Source organism: Streptomyces doebereineriae, assembly GCF_031845645.1.
In the GTDB taxonomy this organism is placed as follows: domain Bacteria; phylum Actinomycetota; class Actinomycetes; order Streptomycetales; family Streptomycetaceae; genus Streptomyces; species Streptomyces canus.
Map to the genome: position 1 here is coordinate 63,748 of NZ_JAVREZ010000028.1, position 17,418 is coordinate 81,165.

Sequence of the window (17,418 nt, forward strand, 5' to 3'; positions counted from 1 at the left end):
CCGCTCGTATGCTCGAAGGATGACGACTTCCGCGACCTCCGGAACCGGCCCCACCGACCGCCCCGGCGGTACCGGCCCCACCGAGAACTCCATGCGTCGCGCTCTCAAACGTGCCAGGGACGGCGTCGCCCTCGACGTGTCCGAGGCCGCGGTGCTGCTCCAGGCCCGCGGCCCGGCCCTGGACGACCTCACCGCGTCGGCCGCCCGCGTCAGGGACGCGGGCCTCGCACAGGCGGGCCGACCCGGTGTCATCACGTACTCGAAGAGCGTCTTCATCCCCCTCACCCGGCTGTGCCGGGACAAGTGCCACTACTGCACCTTCGTGACCGTGCCCGGCAAGCTCCGCCGGGCCGGCCACGGCATGTTCATGTCCCCCGACGAGGTGCTGGAGGTGGCCCGCAAGGGCGCCGCGCTGGGCTGCAAGGAAGCCCTGATCACCCTCGGCGACAAGCCCGAGGACCGCTGGCCGGAGGCCAGGGAATGGCTTGACGCCCATGGCTACGACGACACCATCGCCTACGTCCGGGCCATCTCCATCCGCATCCTGGAGGAGACGGGCCTGCTGCCCCACCTCAACCCGGGCGTGCTGTCCTGGACCGACTTCCAGCGGCTGAAGCCCGTCGCGCCGAGCATGGGCATGATGCTGGAGACGACCGCCGAGCGGCTCTGGTCCGAGCCCGGCGGACCGCACTACGGCTCCCCTGACAAGGAGCCCGCCGTACGGCTACGGGTCCTGGAGGACGCCGGGCGTTCGTCGGTGCCTTTCACGAGCGGCATCCTCCTCGGGATCGGGGAGACGTACGAGGAGCGCGCCGAGTCCCTCTTCGCGCTCCGGCGCACAGCACGGGCGTATCACAGCGTCCAGGAGCTGATCATCCAGAACTTCCGCGCCAAGCCGGACACCGCGATGCGCGGCATGCCGGACGCGGAACTGGACGAGCTGGTCGCCGCGGTGGCCGTCGCCCGCCTCATCATGGGCCCGGCCGCCAACATCCAGGCCCCGCCGAACCTCGTCGACAGCGAGTACGAGCGGCTGATCGGGGCGGGGATCGACGACTGGGGCGGGGTCAGTCCGCTCACCATCGACCATGTGAACCCCGAGCGGCCCTGGCCGCAGATCGAGGAGCTCACCGAGCGGTCCGCGGCGGCCGGTTTCGAGCTGCGGGAACGTCTCTGTGTGTACCCAGAGTTCGTGCAGCGCGGCGAGCCCTGGCTGGACCCACGGCTGCGACCGCACGTGGCGGCACTGGCGGACCCGGAGACGGGCCTCGCCCGCCCCGATGCCCTTCCGCGGGGACTGCCCTGGCAGGAGCCGGAGGAGGTCTTCGTCCCGTCCGGCCGCACGGATCTGCACGCCACGATCGACACCGAGGGCCGTACGTCCGACCGCCGCGACGACTTCGACGAGGTCTACGGCGACTGGGGCGCCCTGCGCGAGGCGGCCGCCCCCGGGATGGTGCCCGAGCGCATCGACACGGACGTACGGGACGCGCTGCGTACAGCCGCCGACGACCCCACGAAGCTGACCGACGCGGAAGCCCTCGCGCTGCTGCACGCCGACGGGCCCGCTCTGGACGCGCTGACCGGGATCGCCGACGACGTCCGCAAGTCGGTGGCCGGCGACGACGTCACGTACATCGTCACGCGGAACATCAACTTCACCAACGTCTGCTACACGGGCTGCCGGTTCTGCGCCTTCGCCCAGCGGCGCACCGACGCCGACGCCTACACCCTGTCCCTGGACCAGGTGGCCGACCGCGCCCAACAGGCCTGGGAGGTGGGCGCGGTGGAGGTCTGCATGCAGGGCGGGATCCACCCGGACCTGCCGGGAACGGCGTACTTCGACATCGCCCGCGCGGTGAAGGAGCGGGTGCCCGGCATGCATGTGCACGCCTTCTCCCCGATGGAGGTCGTCAACGGCGCGACCCGCACCGGCATGTCCATCCGCGAGTGGCTGACGACGGCCAAGGAGGCCGGCCTCGACTCCATCCCCGGCACGGCCGCCGAGATCCTCGACGACGAGGTCCGCTGGGTCCTGACCAAGGGCAAGCTGCCGACGGCGACCTGGATCGAGGTGATCGAGACCGCGCACGAGGTCGGCATCAGGTCCTCGTCGACGATGATGTACGGCCATGTGGACCAGCCGCGGCACTGGCTGGGCCACCTGCGCACGCTGGCCGGAATCCAACAACGCACCGGCGGCTTCACGGAGTTCGTGACGCTCCCCTTCATCCACACCAACGCCCCGGTGTACCTGGCCGGCATCGCCCGCCCCGGCCCGTCGATGCGGGACAACAGGGCGGTGACGGCGATGGCACGCCTGCTGCTCCACCCCTGGGTGCCGAACATCCAGACCAGCTGGGTCAAGCTGGGCACGGAGGGCGCGGCGGAGATGCTCCGCTCGGGAGCGAACGACCTGGGCGGCACCCTGATGGAGGAGACGATCTCGCGGATGGCGGGTTCGTCGTACGGCTCGTACAAGTCGGTGAAGGACCTGATCGCGGTGGCGGAGGCGGCGGGCCGTCCCGCACGTCCGCGCACGACCCTGTACGGGGAGGTGTCGGAGGAGCGGCAGAAGGCGGCGCAGGTCTCCGACGGGCACCTGCCGGAGCTGCTGCCGGTGCTGGACTGACGGGAAAGGTGTCTCGGCGGGGGCCGGTACGATGATCCGACCCCCGTTCGACGGGGATCCTTAGCCGAGGAGATGCGTGCCGTGCCAGCCCCGAAGGTCTGGGTGACGGGTCTGACCGTGGGGGCGATCGCCGCCGTCGTCACCCTGGCCGTACAGGCCGACAAGGGAACGAAGCCGAGCGTGGCCGCCACCGCCCGGCCGAGCGTGTCGGCGTCCCCGCGCGCGTCCGCGCAGCCGGAGCCGTCGGCGACCGCGGTCCCGGACGCCTCCGGGACCGGCCGCCGGATCGTCTACTCGCTCGGCGACAAGCGGGTCTGGCTGATCGACGCGAGCGAGGCGGCCCGGCGGACCTTCGCCGTCTGGCCGGGGACGGTGGACCCGGCCCCCGGCACCTACTCGGTCTCGCTGCGCCGGGGAGACCCGACGACCGGGTCCGACGGCGTGCGGATCGAGCACATCGTGTACTTCACCGCCGTGGGCGGCGTGAACGTCGCCTTCTCCAACGCGGTGGACGGCTCCTCGCCCCCGCCCGCGAACGGCGTCCAGACCGGCGGCGTCCGCATGAAGACGGCGGACGGCTCGGCGCTGTGGACGTTCGGCGAGACGGGGACGAAGGTCGTCGTCGTCGACTAGCGCTGACTGGCGCTGCGGTCCGGCAGATTGACCACCAGCAGCACGACCCCGCTCAGCACGAACACCCGCAGCGCCGCGTCCAGCCCGTTCCAGGTGTCCGACTGCCACATGGAGAACCACTCCCCGCCGATCGCGATGAACCCGGCGCCGAAGAGCAGCATGAGCATGAGCAGGCCGTAGGTGGAGAAGCGCCGGGCCCGCGGATCGTCCCCGCGCACCCACAGCCACGTGCCGTAGATCAGCACGAGCGCCGAGAGCGTCTCCCAGACGATGATCGCGACGTACGCCGTGTTCTGAAGTCCCTTGCTGGTGATGGCTCTCCACATCAGATCGTCGTCCTTGAACGTCGTATCCATCGCGAGAACGTGCTGCACGAACGCCTGGTTGGTCCCGAAGTCCGTGATGTTCCCGAACGCCACGAGCGCTATGTACAGCGCGACGCTCGCGGTGAGGAGGGTGGCGGAGAGGTGGAGTGCGCTGCGTGGGGTGCGTGGGGGTGTCGATGCCATGGGGGCCATCTTCCCTGTGCGGGACGGCGTGATCCAGATCGGTTGCGCCAGAATGAGACACGGACGGGCCGCGACGAGGGGACAGACGCATGGCGCAGGCGGAGCCGTCGCTGCAGGAGCTGATCCTGCGGCGCACACGGGCCGGGTTCGTGGGCCGCGAGACCGAACGGGCAGCGTTCCTGCGGAACTTCGACATCCCGGCCACCGACGCCCGGCACCGCTTCCGGTTCCACGTCCACGGCAGCGCGGGCATCGGAAAGACCTCCCTGGTTCAGGAGTTGGCGCAACTCGCCCGTGAACGCGGGGCGCTCACCGCCTTCATCGACGACAGCGTCGGCAGCGTGCCGGAAGCGCTGGAGACCCTCTGCCGTGAATTCGTCGACCAGGGACGGCGGTTGAAGGATCTGGAGCGGCGCCTGGCGACCTGGCGGGAGCGGCGGCGCGAGGCGGAGGCGGCCACCCTCGCCGCGCTCGCGCCCGAGTCCTCGCCGGAGCCGGCGTCGGCCGGCAGCAGGATGGCGGTGGACCTCGGCCTGGGCGCACTGGAGGCCGCCCTGCCGGGCGCCGGCCTGGTCACCCGGGCCCTTCCCGCCGACCGGCTCGCCCAGGGGGCCGACCGGCTGCGGGCCGGCCTCGGCGCCCGCTTCCGCAACCTCGACGACGTCGACCTGGTGCTCACCCCGGAGCGGGTCCTCACCCCCGTGCTGCTCGGCGAACTGAGGGCCGCCGCCTCCGCCGTACCGTGGATCGTCCTGTTCTTCGACACGTACGAGCGGACCGGCCCCTTCCTCGACCCGTGGCTGTACGACGTCCTCACCAAGCCCCGTGAGCACGGCCGGCTGCCCGCCGCCGTCGTCGTGGTCACCGCGGGTCAGCGCCCCCTGGACAGCGCCCGCTGGGGCGGCCTGGACTCGGTGGCGGAGGTGCCGCTCGCTCCCTTCACCGAGGCCGAGTCGCGCCGCCTGCTCGCCGCGCAGGGGGTCGTGGCCGAACCTGTCGTCGAGGAGGTGCTGCGTCTGACGGGCGGTCTCCCGGTCCTCGTGTCGACGCTCGCGGCCAGACGCCCCGACGGTCCGGACGATGTGATCGACCCGAGCAAGACGGCGGTGGAACGGTTCCTGAAGCCGGAACCGGAGGCCCGCCGTAAGGTCGCCAGGGCCTGCGCGCTGCCGAGACGGCTGGACGCGGACGTCTTCCGAGTGCTCGTCGCCGCCCCCGAAGACGAACTGGACACCCAGTACGCGTGGTTGACCGGGCTGCCGTTCGTCGCACAGCGCGGGGACCGGCTCCAGTACCACGACGTCGTACGCGCGCAGATGCTCCGGCTGGAGCGGCGCCGGTCCCGGACCGAGTGGGCGTCCCGGCACCGGCGGCTCGCGGAGGCGTTCGCCGAGTGGCGGGAGGACGCCGGATTCGGCCGCCGCGCCGAGGAGTTGTGGGCCGACGAGGAATGGTGCGAGCTGCGCCTGGAGGAGATGTACCACCTGCTGTGCGCCCGCCCGCCCGCGGCGCTCGCTGAGGCGCTGCGCGGGTTCGTCGTGGCCTGCCGCGAGGACGAGGTCGTCGCCCGCCGCTGGGCACGGATGCTGGAGGAGGCGGGCGACGCGGCGGACAACACCGTACTGCGCGAGTGGGGAAGGTCGTTGGCCGCGGCGCTCGCGGACGAGGAGAGCGGGGTGACGAGGGCGACGGACCTGCTCCTGGCCCGTCCCGGTCTCGACCCGGCCGGCCGGGCGGAGGCGCACGCGCTGCGCGGCAGGGACCTGCGCAACCGCCAGGAGTACGCGCAGGCCCTCGAGGACTACGACCGTGCGGTCGAGCTCGACCCGGAGCAACCGCTGGCCCACTACGGCCGGGGCGTCACCCACCAGCTGCTCGAGAACTACCCGGCAGCCCTGGCCGCCCTCGACCGAGCCGTCGAACTGGCCCCCGACAACGGGTGGATCCTCGCCGAGCGGGCCGAGACCTACCGTCTGGCGTCCCGTCTCGACAAGGCGGACGCCGACTTCAGCCGTGCCGTCGCCCTCGACCCCACCGACGACATCGCCCTGACCGGGCGGGCGGTGTGCCGGCACGGCATGGGCCGGCTCGACGAGTCGCTCGCCGACTTCAACCGTGCGCTGAGCATCGACCCCGAATACCTGTGGGCGCTGGTGCGCAGGGCGCGGCTGCACCGCGCGCGGCGTGACCTGGACAAGGCGTTCGCCGACCTCGACCGGGCGGCCGCGCTCGCGCCCGAGCTGGCCTGGGTCGCGTCGGAACGCGGCGACGCGTACCGGCTCGCCGGGCGGTACGAGGAGGCGGTGACGGAACTGGAGCGCGCCGTGTCCCTGGAGCCGGGCTACGCGTCGGCGCTTGCGAGCCGCGCCCAGTCCCTGTACGAACTCGACCGGTACGAGGAGGCGTTGGCCGACTTCGACCGGGCCGTCGAGCTGATCCCCGACTACGCCTGGGCGCTGGCGATGAGATCCCGGGTGAGGAGTCGACTGGACGACCGGGACGGCATGTTCGAGGATCTGCGGCGGGCCACCGAGGCGGAGCCGGATGCCGAGTGGATCCAGGCCGAGCTGGGTTGGGCGTACTGGCTCGCGGGGCGGCACGACGAGGCGTCGGCCGCCCTCCAGGCCGTTCTGGCACAGGACCCCGCCCACGAGACCGCCCTGGCCGGACTGGGAGCGATCCACCACACCCGCAAGTCCTACGAGGAGGCCCTCCGCTACCTGGACCGCGCCGTGACCGCCGACTCCGAGTACGCCTGGGCCTACGGCCGGCGGGGCCGGGTGTGTCTGGCGATCGGCCGCACGGAGCAGGCTCTGTCCGACCTGGACCGCTGCGTGGCGCTGGACGCCGGGATGACGTGGGAGCGGGGCGCGGCGATCGAACTGCTGCTGTGGTGCGGACGAGGGGAGGAGGCGAGGGAGCGGTTGGCGGCGACCGACTCCGCGGAGCTGGACGACGTACGGGCCGAACTCCACCGCCACGACGGCGAGTGGACGCAGGCCCGCACTCTCGCCGAGCGCCTGCGCACCACGGACCCCCTCGTCGGCACCTTCCAACTGGCCATGACGGTCCACCGCTCCGAAGGCCCCACCGCCGCCGAACCCCTCTGGCGCGACCTCTCCCACCTGGTCGAGCAGGACCCCGACATGGCGCCCGTCATGCGAGCCCAGGCCCACTGCTTCCTGGGCTGCGCCCTGTCCGACGGCCCGGCGGCGGACCGGGGCCTGTCCGAACTCCTCACCCTCACCCCGGAATGGGACGACCTGGCCACCCTGGCCGGCGTCCTCACCGAACTGCTCACCGTCCCTGCGACGGACCGGCCCTCCCACACGACCACATGCCTGACGGCGGTGGTCGAGGCGAGGGACGCGATACGGGATCGCTATGCGGGATGATCGGTTCCAGGCGACTCGTCGAGCGCGTGAACGAGACGGTTGACTACGTCAGCGACAGTGAAGTCCCATCCGGTCAGGCGCTGTCCGCTCCAGTTGATCCCTACGCGGAAGTCGTCCTTGGCCAGATCCTGCAAAGCCGCGCTTCGCCAATGATCCAGCGGCATTGAAACAGCTCGAAATTGAGGTCCCCACAGCTGAGCGGCGCGCTGCGCACGGGTCTTCGACGACCAATAGGGGAAAGTTGGCTGCCCAGAACTTGAGGCCGGGGTCGGACTGCCGTCGTCGTCTCGAACCCACCAAACGGTGCGCGTCCGAGCGATCTCACGGAAGAATGCCGCTGCCTGGGCCCCGCTTGTACTCACCAGAACCCTCCCAGCTCGCGGCGTCACCCCGCCCGGCCCCCGCCCCCGTCCCTGGCGTCATAAGCCCGCCGAGCCTCCTCCACCCTCTCCAGATTCGGTGACCACTCCGCCAGCGTCGCGAACAGCGGGGCCAGGCTGCGGCCCAGTTCGGTGATCTCGTATTCGACCCGGGGCGGGACTTCCGCGTGGTACGTGCGGTGGACCAGGCCGTCGCGTTCCAGTTGGCGCAGGCGCTGGGTCAGGACCTTCGGGGTGATGGTGGCGATCCGGCGTTCCACTTCCACGAAGCGCTGACGGCCGTACTCGTGGAGGGCCCAGAGGATCGGTGTGGTCCAGCGGCTGAAGACGATGTCGACCACGGGGGCGATGGGGCAGGCGTTCTCCGGCGGGACATCGGTCCTGGGCCCGCGGCCGTGCGCTGTGGTCTCCGTCACATCAACCCTCTCCGCCATTACTTTCCTCTAGGTACCTACTGTCATCCCGATAGTAGCTTCGCCGTGTGTCCACAGGAACCAGTCCAGGGACCTCGGAAAAGGGGAGCAACATGATCGTGGTGACCGGTGCTACGGGGAACGTCGGGCGGCCCCTCGTGAGGGAACTCCTCGCGGCGGGGGAGCGGGTGACGGGCGTGTCCCGGCGGAGCCCCCGTGAAAACCCGGCAGGGCTACGGCATCACCAGGCCGACCTCGCCGCACCCCAGACCCTCAAGCCCGCCCTCGACGGGGCCGAAGCGCTCTTCCTCCTGACCTCCGGCGACTTCGTGGCGCGAGGCGGCAACCTCGACGACGTCCTCGAAGTCGTCCGGGCCGGTGGTGTCCGGCGGGTCGTGCTGTTGTCCTCGCAGGGCGTCGCCACCGGCGACCATCCCTCCGAACTCGAGGACGCCGTAAGGCGGTCGGGGCTCGAATGGACCATGCTGCGGCCCGGCGGGTTCCACTCCAACACCCTCCAGTGGGCCGGTGCGGTGCGCGCCGAACGGACCGTGGCGGCACCGTTCGGGGACGTCGCGCTGCCGACGGTCGATCCGGAGGACATCGCCCAGGTCGCCGCCGTGGCGCTGCGGGATCCCGGCCATGCCGGGCGCGTCCACGAACTGACCGGGCCCGCCCCGATATCCCCCCGGCAGCAGACCGTCGCGATCGGGGACGCGGTGGGCGAGCCGGTGCGGTTCGTCGAACAGACCCGGGGCGAGGCCAGGGCGGAAATGGTGCGGTTCATGCCGGAGCCCATCGCGGACGCCACCCTCGACATCCTCGGCGACCCGTCACCGGGCCTGCGCCGCGTCAGCCCGGACGTCGAGCGGGTCCTCGGCCGTCCGCCCCGCACCTTCGCCGACTGGGCGGCCCGCAACGCCTCCGCCTTTCGGTGACAGGCGATTCCGGGTGATGACAGGACTTCACGGATCAATCTGGTCTCACCTCGCATACCCGCACGCCCCCTGAACCTCCCACCCCCCGTCGATTACAGTGCTGAGCGTCGTACATACGGACGGTCGCCATGGGAGGTCTTGGTGGGTGCGACAGCCGGGGCCGTCGTCTGGGGGCGTGCCGAGCAGCAGGACTTCCGGAGCCGGGTGCGTGGGACGCTCCTCGGGGTGGCCGTGGGTGACGCGCTGGGTGCGCCGATCGACGGACTCGGACTGGACGAGATCCGGGAGGCGTACGGCGCCGAGGGGCTCGTGGACCTCGGGTTCGGGTACGGCCGCCGCGGGGCCGTCACCCATCTCACCCAGCTCAGCCTCTTCACCGTGGACGGGCTCATACGGGCCCAGGTGCGACGGGACACCGGCGCCTGGCATCCGCCCACCGATCTGCACCGGGCGTATCTGCGGTGGGCCGCCACGCAGCGGGACTGGGGGCCCGACGAGCGGCGCAAGGACGACGGGTGGCTCGCCCGGGAGGAGTGGCTGTACGCCCGCCGCGACGCGACCCGGTCCCTTCTCCTCGGGTTCGGCGACGACACCATGGGGACGCTGGAGTCGCCCAAGAACCCGAACGAACTCGGGCCCGAGGCCACCGCCCGGTCCGCGGCCTTCGGGCTGCTGGTCGGGTGGGAGCCGCAACTCGTCGTACAGCTGGCTGTCGAGTGCGCCGCGCAGACCCACGGGCACCCCGTCGCCTATCTGTCGGCGGGCGCGTACGCCGTGATCGTGCACGCTCTGGCCCTCGGCGACAGTCTCGACGGGGCGGTGCAGCGGGCACTCGCACTGCTGACCGCGCGGCCCGGGCACGAGCCCGTGTCGGACGCGCTCCAGCACGCGCTGGGTGCCGTACGGCAGGGGATGCCCACCCCGGCGCGGGTGGAGGAACTCGCGGCCGACGGTTCGGCGGACGGGCTGCTGTCCGCCGCCGTGTACTGCGCGCTGGTCGGGGAGGACGTACGGCACGGTCTGTGCCTCGCCGTGAACCACGACGGCCCCTCGGCCGCGGCCGGCGCCCTCACCGGCGGCCTGCTGGGCGCCCTGCACGGCGAGACGGCCCTCCCGCCGGCCTGGCTGGCCGAGCTGGAGGGCCGTCCCACTCTCCTGGAACTCGCCGACGACTTCGCCATGGAGATGACCCAGGGGCCGGCCCTGCACGGGCCGGCCGGGGCGTCACCGGGGTGGCTGGCCCGCTATCCGAGGGCCTAGACCGGTCCGGTCGGAACCTCTAGTCCTTGACCTTCGTACCGATCACGTCCTCCACACCGCCCACCGGAGTCGGGATCGCCGCGGCCGCCGCCCCGTCCCCGTCCGTGTTGATCTTCTCGATGATCGCGAGGCGCTCCGGGGTGTCCTCCGGCTTGATGAAGCCGACGAGGATGTACAGGATCAGCGAGACCACCAGCGGGATCGAGACCTGGTACTGGAGCGGGACACCGCCCTCGACGTTCCAGCTGATCGGGTAGTTGACCAGCCAGAAGGCGAGCAGACCCATCGACCAGCTGGTGAGCGCCGCCGTGGGACCGGAGCGGCGGAAGGGGCGGAGCAGGCCGAGCATCATCGGGATCGCCATCGGGCCCATCAGACCGGCGACCCACCTGATGACCACCGTGATGATGTCCTTGAAGGTGGGCGAGTTGACCTGGGTCGCCGCCGCCATCGACAGGCCGAGGAAGACGACCGTCGTGATGCGCGCGACCCGCAGACCCTGACCCTGGCTCCAGCTGCGCGCCCTGCGCCACACCACCGGCGCGCAGTCCCGGGTGAAGACGGCCGCGATCGCGTTGGCGTCGGAGGAGCACATGGCCATGGTGTGCGAGAAGAAGCCGACGATCACCAGGCCCAACAGGCCGTGCGGAAGCAGCTGTTCGGTCATGAGGCCGTAGGAGTCGGAGCCGTCCGTCTTCTGCGACTCGACCAGCAGCGGCGACATCCACATGGGGAAGAACAGGACGACCGGCCACACCAGCCAGAGGATCGCCGACAGCCGTGCCGAGCGCTCGGCCTCGTGCGCGTTCGCCGTGGCCATGTAGCGCTGGGCCTGGTTGAGCATGCCGCCGTTGTACTCGAAGAGCTTGATGAAGAGGAAGGCGAGCAGGAAGACCGTGCCGTACGGCCCCACCAGCGGCTCTCCGTGCCCCTGGAGCTCGGGCTCGTCCCAGGCGCCGAAGAAGCCGATGCCCTTGTCGTTGAGCTTGAGGACCACGGCGATGAACATCGCGATACCGGCGAGGAGTTGGATGACGAACTGGCCCAACTCCGTGAGCGCGTCGGCCCACAGGCCGCCGATCGTGCAGTAGATGGCCGTGATGCCGCCGGTGATGAGGATGCCCTGGTTGAGCGACATCCCGGTGAACACCGACAACAGGGTCGCGATCGCGGCCCACTTCGCGCCCACGTCCACGATCTTCAGCAGCATGCCGGACCATGCCAGCGCCTGCTGCGTCTTCAAGTCGTAGCGGTTCTTGAGGTATTCGAGTGGGGAAGCCACATGGAGCCGTGAGCGCAGCCGGTTGATACGCGGCGCGAACAGCTTCGAGCCGATGGCGATGCCGAGTGCGATGGGGAAGGACCAGGTGACGAACGAGGTGACGCCATACGTGTAGGCGATGCCCGCGTACCCGGTGAACATCACCGCGCTGTAGCCCGACATGTGGTGCGAGATGCCCGACAGCCACCACGGCATCTTGCCGCCGGCCGTGAAGAAGTCACTGACGTCGTCCACCCGTTTGTGCGACCAGACGCCGATCGCGACCATCACGCCGAAATAGCCGATGAGCACGGCCCAGTCGAGACCGTTCATATGCGCCCTCCCAGGGATCAGCCCGGCGCTCATCGTGGGCGCCACCGCGTGGACACGACAAGCTGGTGTAGGGTCAAAGGGAGGTAAAGATATTCGAGGTGATGGCCTGCGTTCACCTACATGAACTCACCGCATCAGCTCCCCGGCGTTGACCAGCAACGACTGTCCGGTGATCGCCCGAGCCCGGTCCGAGGCCAGGAACACCGTCGCGTCCGCCACATCCCCGTCCGTCGCGAGCTCGGGCAGCGCCATCCGGTCGGTGAGCCGCTTCAGTACGTCCGCCTCCGGCACCTTCTCCGTATGCGCGGTGAACTGCACGTACGCCTGCACCGGCGGCCCCCACATCCAGCCGGGCAACACGGTGTTGACCCGTATCCGGTGCGGCCCGAGCTCGCGCGCCAGCGAGTACATCGCGCTGGTCAGCGCCCCCTTCGAGGCGGCGTACGCGGCCTGCCGCACCTGTGAGGGGGCGGCCACGGCCGACTGCGTCCCGACGAACACCACCGAACCGCCGCCCGCCGCCTTCAGCCCCGGCAGACAGGCCCGGGTGATCCGCAGCGATCCCAGCAGGTTCACGTCGATGACCGACTGCCAGGTCGCGAAGTCCGCGTCCTCCAGCCCCCCGAAGTAGCTGTCCCACGCGGCCACCTGCACGACCGCGTCCAGCCGCCCGAACCGCTCCACCGCCAACTCCGCGAGCCGCACGCACTGTTGCTCGTCGGTGATGTCCGTCGACCGGTACGCCGTGTGCGCCCCGTCCGGATCGATCTCGGCGGCACTCTTCGCGAGGTTCGCCTCGGTCCGCGCCCCCAGTACGGCGTTCCCGCCGTCCCGCACGACGGCCGCGGCGACCTGATGACCGAGCCCGGCGCCGACGCCCGACACGACGACGGTCTTCCCGGAGAGAAGTGACATACCGGCGGCCTCCCTGCTCTGGCGCATTATCTGACGGGGCGTCAGAGTATGGGCGAGTGCTGGAGGAGGGAAGGTCCCATGTCAGAAGAGACCCACCCTGGAGTCCGCCGATGTGGACGGGCCGGCTGCCGAGTTCCCGCACCGGGGGAAGCGGCGCCACGCGGCACGTGCGCGCATGAGTTCCGATCGGTGGCTCGCCAGTGTCGCGCAGGCGGGCCGGCACGTGGATAGGCGGCTTCGCATCAGGTATCACCGGCGAGCAGGGCCGGGCTGCCGATTCACCAACTGACCTTGCGGTACAGCTCCCACGTCATCATGATCGTCGAAGGGTCGAGCGCCTGTTCGCCACCGGAGATGCCGTCACTGGCCGCGATGTACTGCCGCCCCTGCCAGAGCGGGATCAGGCGGGCGTCGTCGACGAGGATCTGCTGGGCCTCCTCGAAGTCCCCCACGGCCGCGCCGCGATCGCTCTCGGCGCGCGACTCGGGCAGCAGCTTGCCGGTGATCACCGGTGACGAGTAGGGCGTGCCGAGGGTGTTGTGGTCGCCGACGAAGGGGTCGATGAAGTTGTCGGCGTCGGGGAAGTCGGGGGACCAACCGCGCCCGAACACCGGGTACTTGCCCGTCTGGTAACCGGCGACATACGTCTTCCACGGCCGGCTCTTGAGGGTGATGGCGAACAGGCCCGAGCGGTCCAGTTGCCGCTTGAGTTCCTTGAACTCCTTCGCAGTCTCCGAGCCGTAGCGGTCGGTCGTGTACCAGAAGGTGAGCGGGACCCGCTGGGTGATGCCGACGTCAGCAAGGATCTTGCGGGCTTTGGAGGTGCTCGGGTCGCCGTATGCGTCGAAGTAACTGGCGGTGTGGCCGGTCAGCCCGGCCGGGACCATGGAGTAGAGCGGGTCGACGGTGCCCTGGTAGACCTTGAAGGCGATGGCGGGACGGTCCACGATCTGGGCAACGGCCTTGCGTACGGCCGGAATCCTGACCCATGGCGCCTTGGGGTTGAACACCAGATAGTTGATGTTGATACCGCTTCCGTCGATCAGTTGCAGGTCCGAGGTTCTGTAGGACTGCAGGGCGACGATGTCGGACGCGGCAAGACCGCGGTAGGTGACATCGATCGCCCCGGACCGAAGGGCTGCGACCATCGTGGCCGAATCATGGAAGTAGCGGATGGTCACCGCGTCGTTCTGCCGATCGGCGAAGCCGTGGTAGCGATCATTGCGGGCCAGTTCCGCCTGCCTGCCGTCCTCGTAGGACTTGAGCGTGTACGGCCCGGAGCCCTGCACCGACTCCTCCTTGCGCAGCGACTTGGCGGGGTAGTCGTCAGGGTCGACGATCGACATGGCCGGGGTCGCGAGCACGAGCGGGAAGGTGGCGTCGGCCTTGTCGAGATGGAACAGCACCTCGTGGTCGCCGAGCGTCTGCACCCGGTCGAGGCTGCCGAGGAGTCCGGCCGGCCCGCTCGGCGCGTTGATGTCCCGGATCCGGTCGATGGAGTATTTGACGGCCCGTGCGTCGAGTGTGTCGCCGTCGGTGAACTTCAGGCCGGAGCGCAGCTCACATCGGTATGTGCGGTTGCCCGAGTCCGTGAAGGCGCAGCTCTTGGCAGCGTCGGGTTGGGGGGTGATGGCCCCGTTGGGGTAGGCGAGCAATGTCTGGTAGATGTTCCGGAACAGTTCCCAGGAGCCGTCCCACGATCCGGCGGGATCGAGGGTGCTGGGGGCGCTGGTCGTCCCGACGACTATCGGCCTGTCGGCCCCCGCGCTGCTGGAGACCATGCCGCAGCCCGTCAGCAGGGATATGGAGGCGACAGCGGCCACTCTTCTCAGGACTCGGTTCTGGTTGAACACGCGCGCACTCCTCGATCCGCCGTTCCAAGGTCGGCAGAACGTACTGAGTGCCACCCCGACCCGAACCGCCGCGAAAGCGCGTTGTTGCCGGAATGTGCTGTGTGGACGCCGTCATCCCGGTGTGTCCGCCACCGTGCGCCCGACGAAGAGCGGTCTCGATCGTTGCTTGTGACGTTTCCGTGATCGCCGGCTCACGCGGTCCCAGCGACAAAGGGGAACGCGCCGAGCTGACGCCCGTTGCAGGTGAGGTCCTGCGCCGTCGGCGGCTGAAGGCCCGCTACCGCAGGACATCGCCGACAAGGAGGCGTACGCGGCGCTCGGGATCAAGGAGAGCGTGAGGCTGACCGCCACTCCGCGAAGGCCATCTGCACCTTCGACTGGTACGAGCGCGGCCGTGCTCCCTGTCTGCGGGCCGCGTACTGGGCCGGGGGTCAATCGGCCCAAAGCCATCTCCAGGACGCCGAACGACTGAACCGCGCCGCCGCACAAGGAGGCTCACCGCCTGCCCGCCGATGGCTCGCCGGCAGTGGCTGTCCGGGTCCAGTTCCTCAGGTGACGGGCAGTCCGTAGGCCCGGTCGAAGTGCTGGGCCACGAGGTGTCCGGCCCCGTCGCAGGAGAGCTGCCAGTCGTTGACGCCGGTCTCGCGGCCGTCGGTGAAGTTCCACAGCAGACGGCCGGAGGCGGCGTCGATCGCGTAGAAGCCGTTCCTGTTCTCGAAGGCCGGCACGTGGACGGTGCGCGCTCCCACCGCGACCGGATGGTCGGCGTTGAGGCGGGGGGTCTCGCAGAACCAGCGCCGGGCACCGGTCGCCGCGTTGAAGGCGTGGACGCCGTAGGGATCGGTGCCCGTGGCGTAGACCGTGTTGCCGCCCGCCCCGAGGGTTGCGAACGTGCCGCGTTCCGCCTTCACCTTCCAGCGGAGCTTTCCGGTGGCGAGGTCCAGGGCGATGAACTCGGAGCCTATGGCGAAGACGGTTCGGCCGAGCACCGCGAGACCCGGCCGCAGGTCGTAGCCCACCGGGAGCCGCCAGAGCAGGCCACCACCGTCGCGGGTGCTGCGGACCGTGACATTGCGCAGTCCGTCGGCGTAGACGAAGTAGTCGGAAGTGATGACGGGCTTGAGGGGAATCCCGACGTCCTCGGGGTCGATGGGTATGACGACGGCCCGGCGGGCCCTGAGGTCGACGCCGAAGACCGCGCTGGTGGAGGTCGCGACGCCTTGTTCCTCTGACCGGCGTTCCAGCTTGGCGCCGAGGACCGAGACGACGTAGCCGTCGTATCCGCCGAGGAGTTGATCGAACTGGCAGTCCGGGCCGAAGTCGAGGGTGAACTTCTCGGTGCCGCCGTCCAGGTCGACGCCGATCACCGTCGCACCGGTGCCGAGGGCGACCGCGGCGTCGTTGGCCAGCAGGACGGGACTGGGGGAGACGCTGATGCCCTGGTAGACCCATTCGGGCTGGGATCCGTTCCTCAGGTCGAGGCAGATCATGTTGCCCGGGCGGCTCTTCAGCAGGGCCGTGCCGCCGTTGAAGACGGCCGGGGTCTGGAGCAGTGGGCCGCCGCGGTACACCCAGGTCGGCTCGGGGGCGGGGCCGGGCCGGCGGGCCGGCTGCCTGCCGGCCCTTCCTCCGACGACGAGGGCGGTGCCCCCGACGACGGCCGCGCCCGCGGTCACGGCGAGGAGGGTGCGCCGACCGATACGGGAGCGTTCGGGGGCACGGCGGTGCGCGGGTGCGGCGGAACGTTCCGTCGCCGGTTCCGCCGATTCCGCCGGTTCGCCCGCGGCCGCCGGGGGTCTCCGCTCCGGCGGATCGGCGGTGGGTGGCGCTCCACCGGTGGCTCCGGCTCTACCGGCGGCGCGGTTGTCGGCGTCCCCGGCCGGGAGGATGCGGTCTGCATCCGCCGCGCCGGCTTTGCTGTCGGTGCCGCGCGACGACGGTCCCATCGGCGTCCGGCCCGCCCCGTGTCCCCCGGGCGCGATGGAGGCCCTGGCGGCTGCGTCGGCCGCGGGCCGTGCGGACGTCAGGGTCCGCGCGAGACGCTCGAGATCCGTCGCGGCCGCCCGGCGCTCGTCGACCACGGCGGCCACCCGCGCGGGCAGCCAGCCCTCCGTCAGCACCTGGTCGGCACCGCCCGGCGCACAGGCCGCAGAGAGCCGGTCGGGGCTGATACGAAGGGCCGGGTCCCTGGCGTGACAGAGGCTGATGATTTTGTCCAGCGGCTCGGGCACCCGGGTCAGATCGGCCGAACCGTGGACCACCTGGTAGAGCAGGGCGGCCGCGGAGGCCCCGCTGAACGGCGCGTGTCCCGACGCCGCGAACGCCAGCACCGAGCCGAGACAGAAGACGTCTCCCTCCGGTCCCACCGGGTCGCCGGTGGCCTGTTCGGGACAGACGTACTCGAGCGAGCCCAACAGGCCGCCGGAGCCGGTGAGCTGGTAGCCGTCCCGGGCCCGGACGATGCCGAAATCGATGACGCGCGGACCGTCCGCCGCGAGCAGCACGTTGGACGGCTTGAGGTCGCGATGCACCAGCCCCTCGGCGTGCACCGCGATCAGCGCCTCGGCGATGCCCGCGCCCAGCGCGAGGACCGTCTCCACCGGCAGCGGCCCGTGGGCGGCGACCGCCTCGGCCACGGTGGGGCCGGGTACGTAGGCGGTGGCGAGCCATGGCGTCTGCTCGTCCGGAGCGGCGTCCACCACGGACGCCGTGTAGGCGCCGCCGACCGCCGCCGCGGCCGCCACCTCGCGCCGGAAGCGGATGCGGAAGTTCTTGTCCTCGGCCATCTCGGGACGGATGACCTTGACCGCGACGGTGCGGCCGGCCGACGAGGTGGCCAGATAGACCCGGCCCATCCCGCCTGCTCCAAGACGGGCCACCGGACGGTAGGGCCCTA

General features: G+C 70.7%; 12 protein-coding genes. 5 read left to right on the forward strand and 7 right to left on the reverse strand.

Annotated features, from left to right (window positions below; all coding sequences use genetic code 11):
* Positions 1–19 precede the first annotated feature (19 nt).
* Both RNB18_RS46045 and RNB18_RS46050 read left to right on the forward strand, forming a co-directional pair.
* A complete protein-coding gene (locus RNB18_RS46045; protein WP_311720132.1) occupies positions 20–2,632 on the forward strand; it encodes a bifunctional FO biosynthesis protein CofGH in 2,613 nt (870 codons plus the stop codon).
* 72 nt (positions 2,633–2,704) lie between these two features.
* The gene (locus RNB18_RS46050) at positions 2,705–3,265 is read left to right on the forward strand and encodes a hypothetical protein (RefSeq protein WP_311720133.1); all 561 of its coding nucleotides are present in this window, start codon (positions 2,705–2,707) and stop codon (positions 3,263–3,265) included.
* Here RNB18_RS46050 and RNB18_RS46055 read toward each other — a convergent pair.
* Complete coding sequence (locus RNB18_RS46055; RefSeq protein ID WP_311720134.1) at positions 3,262–3,774, reverse strand: DUF2165 domain-containing protein; 513 nt, start codon at positions 3,772–3,774, stop codon at positions 3,262–3,264. The genes RNB18_RS46050 and RNB18_RS46055 overlap by 4 nt on opposite strands.
* 89 nt (positions 3,775–3,863) lie before the next feature.
* Here RNB18_RS46055 and RNB18_RS46060 point away from each other — a divergent pair, with 89 nt between their 5' ends.
* Positions 3,864–7,169, forward strand: a complete 3,306-nt coding sequence (locus tag RNB18_RS46060) for a tetratricopeptide repeat protein (protein ID WP_311720135.1) — start codon at positions 3,864–3,866, stop codon at positions 7,167–7,169.
* Here the strand turns inward: RNB18_RS46060 and RNB18_RS46065 are convergent.
* Both RNB18_RS46065 and RNB18_RS46070 read right to left on the reverse strand, forming a co-directional pair.
* A complete protein-coding gene (locus RNB18_RS46065; protein ID WP_311720136.1) occupies positions 7,157–7,558 on the reverse strand; it encodes a DUF2750 domain-containing protein in 402 nt (133 codons plus the stop codon). The two genes, RNB18_RS46060 and RNB18_RS46065, sit on opposite strands and share 13 nt — an antisense overlap.
* Positions 7,555–7,983: a winged helix-turn-helix transcriptional regulator gene (locus RNB18_RS46070; RefSeq protein ID WP_394817776.1), complete on the reverse strand. Its 429-nt coding sequence runs from the start codon at positions 7,981–7,983 to the stop codon at positions 7,555–7,557. The genes RNB18_RS46065 and RNB18_RS46070 overlap by 4 nt, the downstream gene beginning before the upstream one ends.
* Positions 7,984–8,075: 92 nt before the next feature.
* On the opposite strand from RNB18_RS46070, the gene RNB18_RS46075 reads away from it, so the two are divergent.
* The gene (locus RNB18_RS46075) at positions 8,076–8,900 is read left to right on the forward strand and encodes an NAD(P)H-binding protein (RefSeq protein WP_311720138.1); all 825 of its coding nucleotides are present in this window, start codon (positions 8,076–8,078) and stop codon (positions 8,898–8,900) included.
* Between the two features lie 141 nt (positions 8,901–9,041).
* Complete coding sequence (locus RNB18_RS46080) at positions 9,042–10,160, forward strand: ADP-ribosylglycohydrolase family protein (protein WP_311720139.1); 1,119 nt, start codon at positions 9,042–9,044, stop codon at positions 10,158–10,160.
* A gap of 19 nt (positions 10,161–10,179) precedes the next feature.
* Here RNB18_RS46080 and RNB18_RS46085 read toward each other — a convergent pair whose 3' ends face one another.
* From RNB18_RS46085 to RNB18_RS46100, 4 genes are all read right to left on the reverse strand, one after another.
* Entirely contained in the window at positions 10,180–11,754 is a 1,575-nt protein-coding gene (locus tag RNB18_RS46085; protein ID WP_311720140.1) for a sodium:solute symporter family protein, read from the reverse strand.
* A gap of 126 nt (positions 11,755–11,880) precedes the next feature.
* On the reverse strand, positions 11,881–12,669 hold the full coding sequence (locus tag RNB18_RS46090) for an SDR family oxidoreductase (RefSeq protein WP_311720141.1): 789 nt from the start codon (positions 12,667–12,669) through the stop codon (positions 11,881–11,883).
* A 278-nt stretch (positions 12,670–12,947) separates the two neighbouring features.
* A complete protein-coding gene (locus tag RNB18_RS46095; RefSeq protein ID WP_311720142.1) occupies positions 12,948–14,522 on the reverse strand; it encodes an ABC transporter substrate-binding protein in 1,575 nt (524 codons plus the stop codon).
* Positions 14,523–15,070: 548 nt separating this feature from the next.
* Positions 15,071–17,377: a protein kinase domain-containing protein gene (locus tag RNB18_RS46100; RefSeq protein WP_394817777.1), complete on the reverse strand. Its 2,307-nt coding sequence runs from the start codon at positions 17,375–17,377 to the stop codon at positions 15,071–15,073.
* Positions 17,378–17,418 lie beyond the last annotated feature (41 nt).

Excerpts from the sequence above, each read along its gene's own strand:
- RNB18_RS46085 (WP_311720140.1), bottom strand. The coding sequence starts at position 11,754 with ATGAACGGTCTCGACTGGGCCGTGCTCATCGGCTATTTCGGCGTGATG.
- RNB18_RS46075 (WP_311720138.1), top strand. The coding sequence starts at position 8,076 with ATGATCGTGGTGACCGGTGCTACGGGGAACGTCGGGCGGCCCCTCGTG.
- RNB18_RS46090 (WP_311720141.1), bottom strand. The coding sequence starts at position 12,669 with ATGTCACTTCTCTCCGGGAAGACCGTCGTCGTGTCGGGCGTCGGCGCC.
- RNB18_RS46070 (WP_394817776.1), bottom strand. The coding sequence starts at position 7,983 with ATGGCGGAGAGGGTTGATGTGACGGAGACCACAGCGCACGGCCGCGGG.
- RNB18_RS46055 (WP_311720134.1), bottom strand. The coding sequence starts at position 3,774 with ATGGCATCGACACCCCCACGCACCCCACGCAGCGCACTCCACCTCTCC.
- RNB18_RS46100 (WP_394817777.1), bottom strand. The coding sequence starts at position 17,377 with ATGGGCCGGGTCTATCTGGCCACCTCGTCGGCCGGCCGCACCGTCGCG.
- RNB18_RS46045 (WP_311720132.1), top strand. The coding sequence starts at position 20 with ATGACGACTTCCGCGACCTCCGGAACCGGCCCCACCGACCGCCCCGGC.
- RNB18_RS46060 (WP_311720135.1), top strand. The coding sequence starts at position 3,864 with ATGGCGCAGGCGGAGCCGTCGCTGCAGGAGCTGATCCTGCGGCGCACA.
- RNB18_RS46050 (WP_311720133.1), top strand. The coding sequence starts at position 2,705 with ATGCGTGCCGTGCCAGCCCCGAAGGTCTGGGTGACGGGTCTGACCGTG.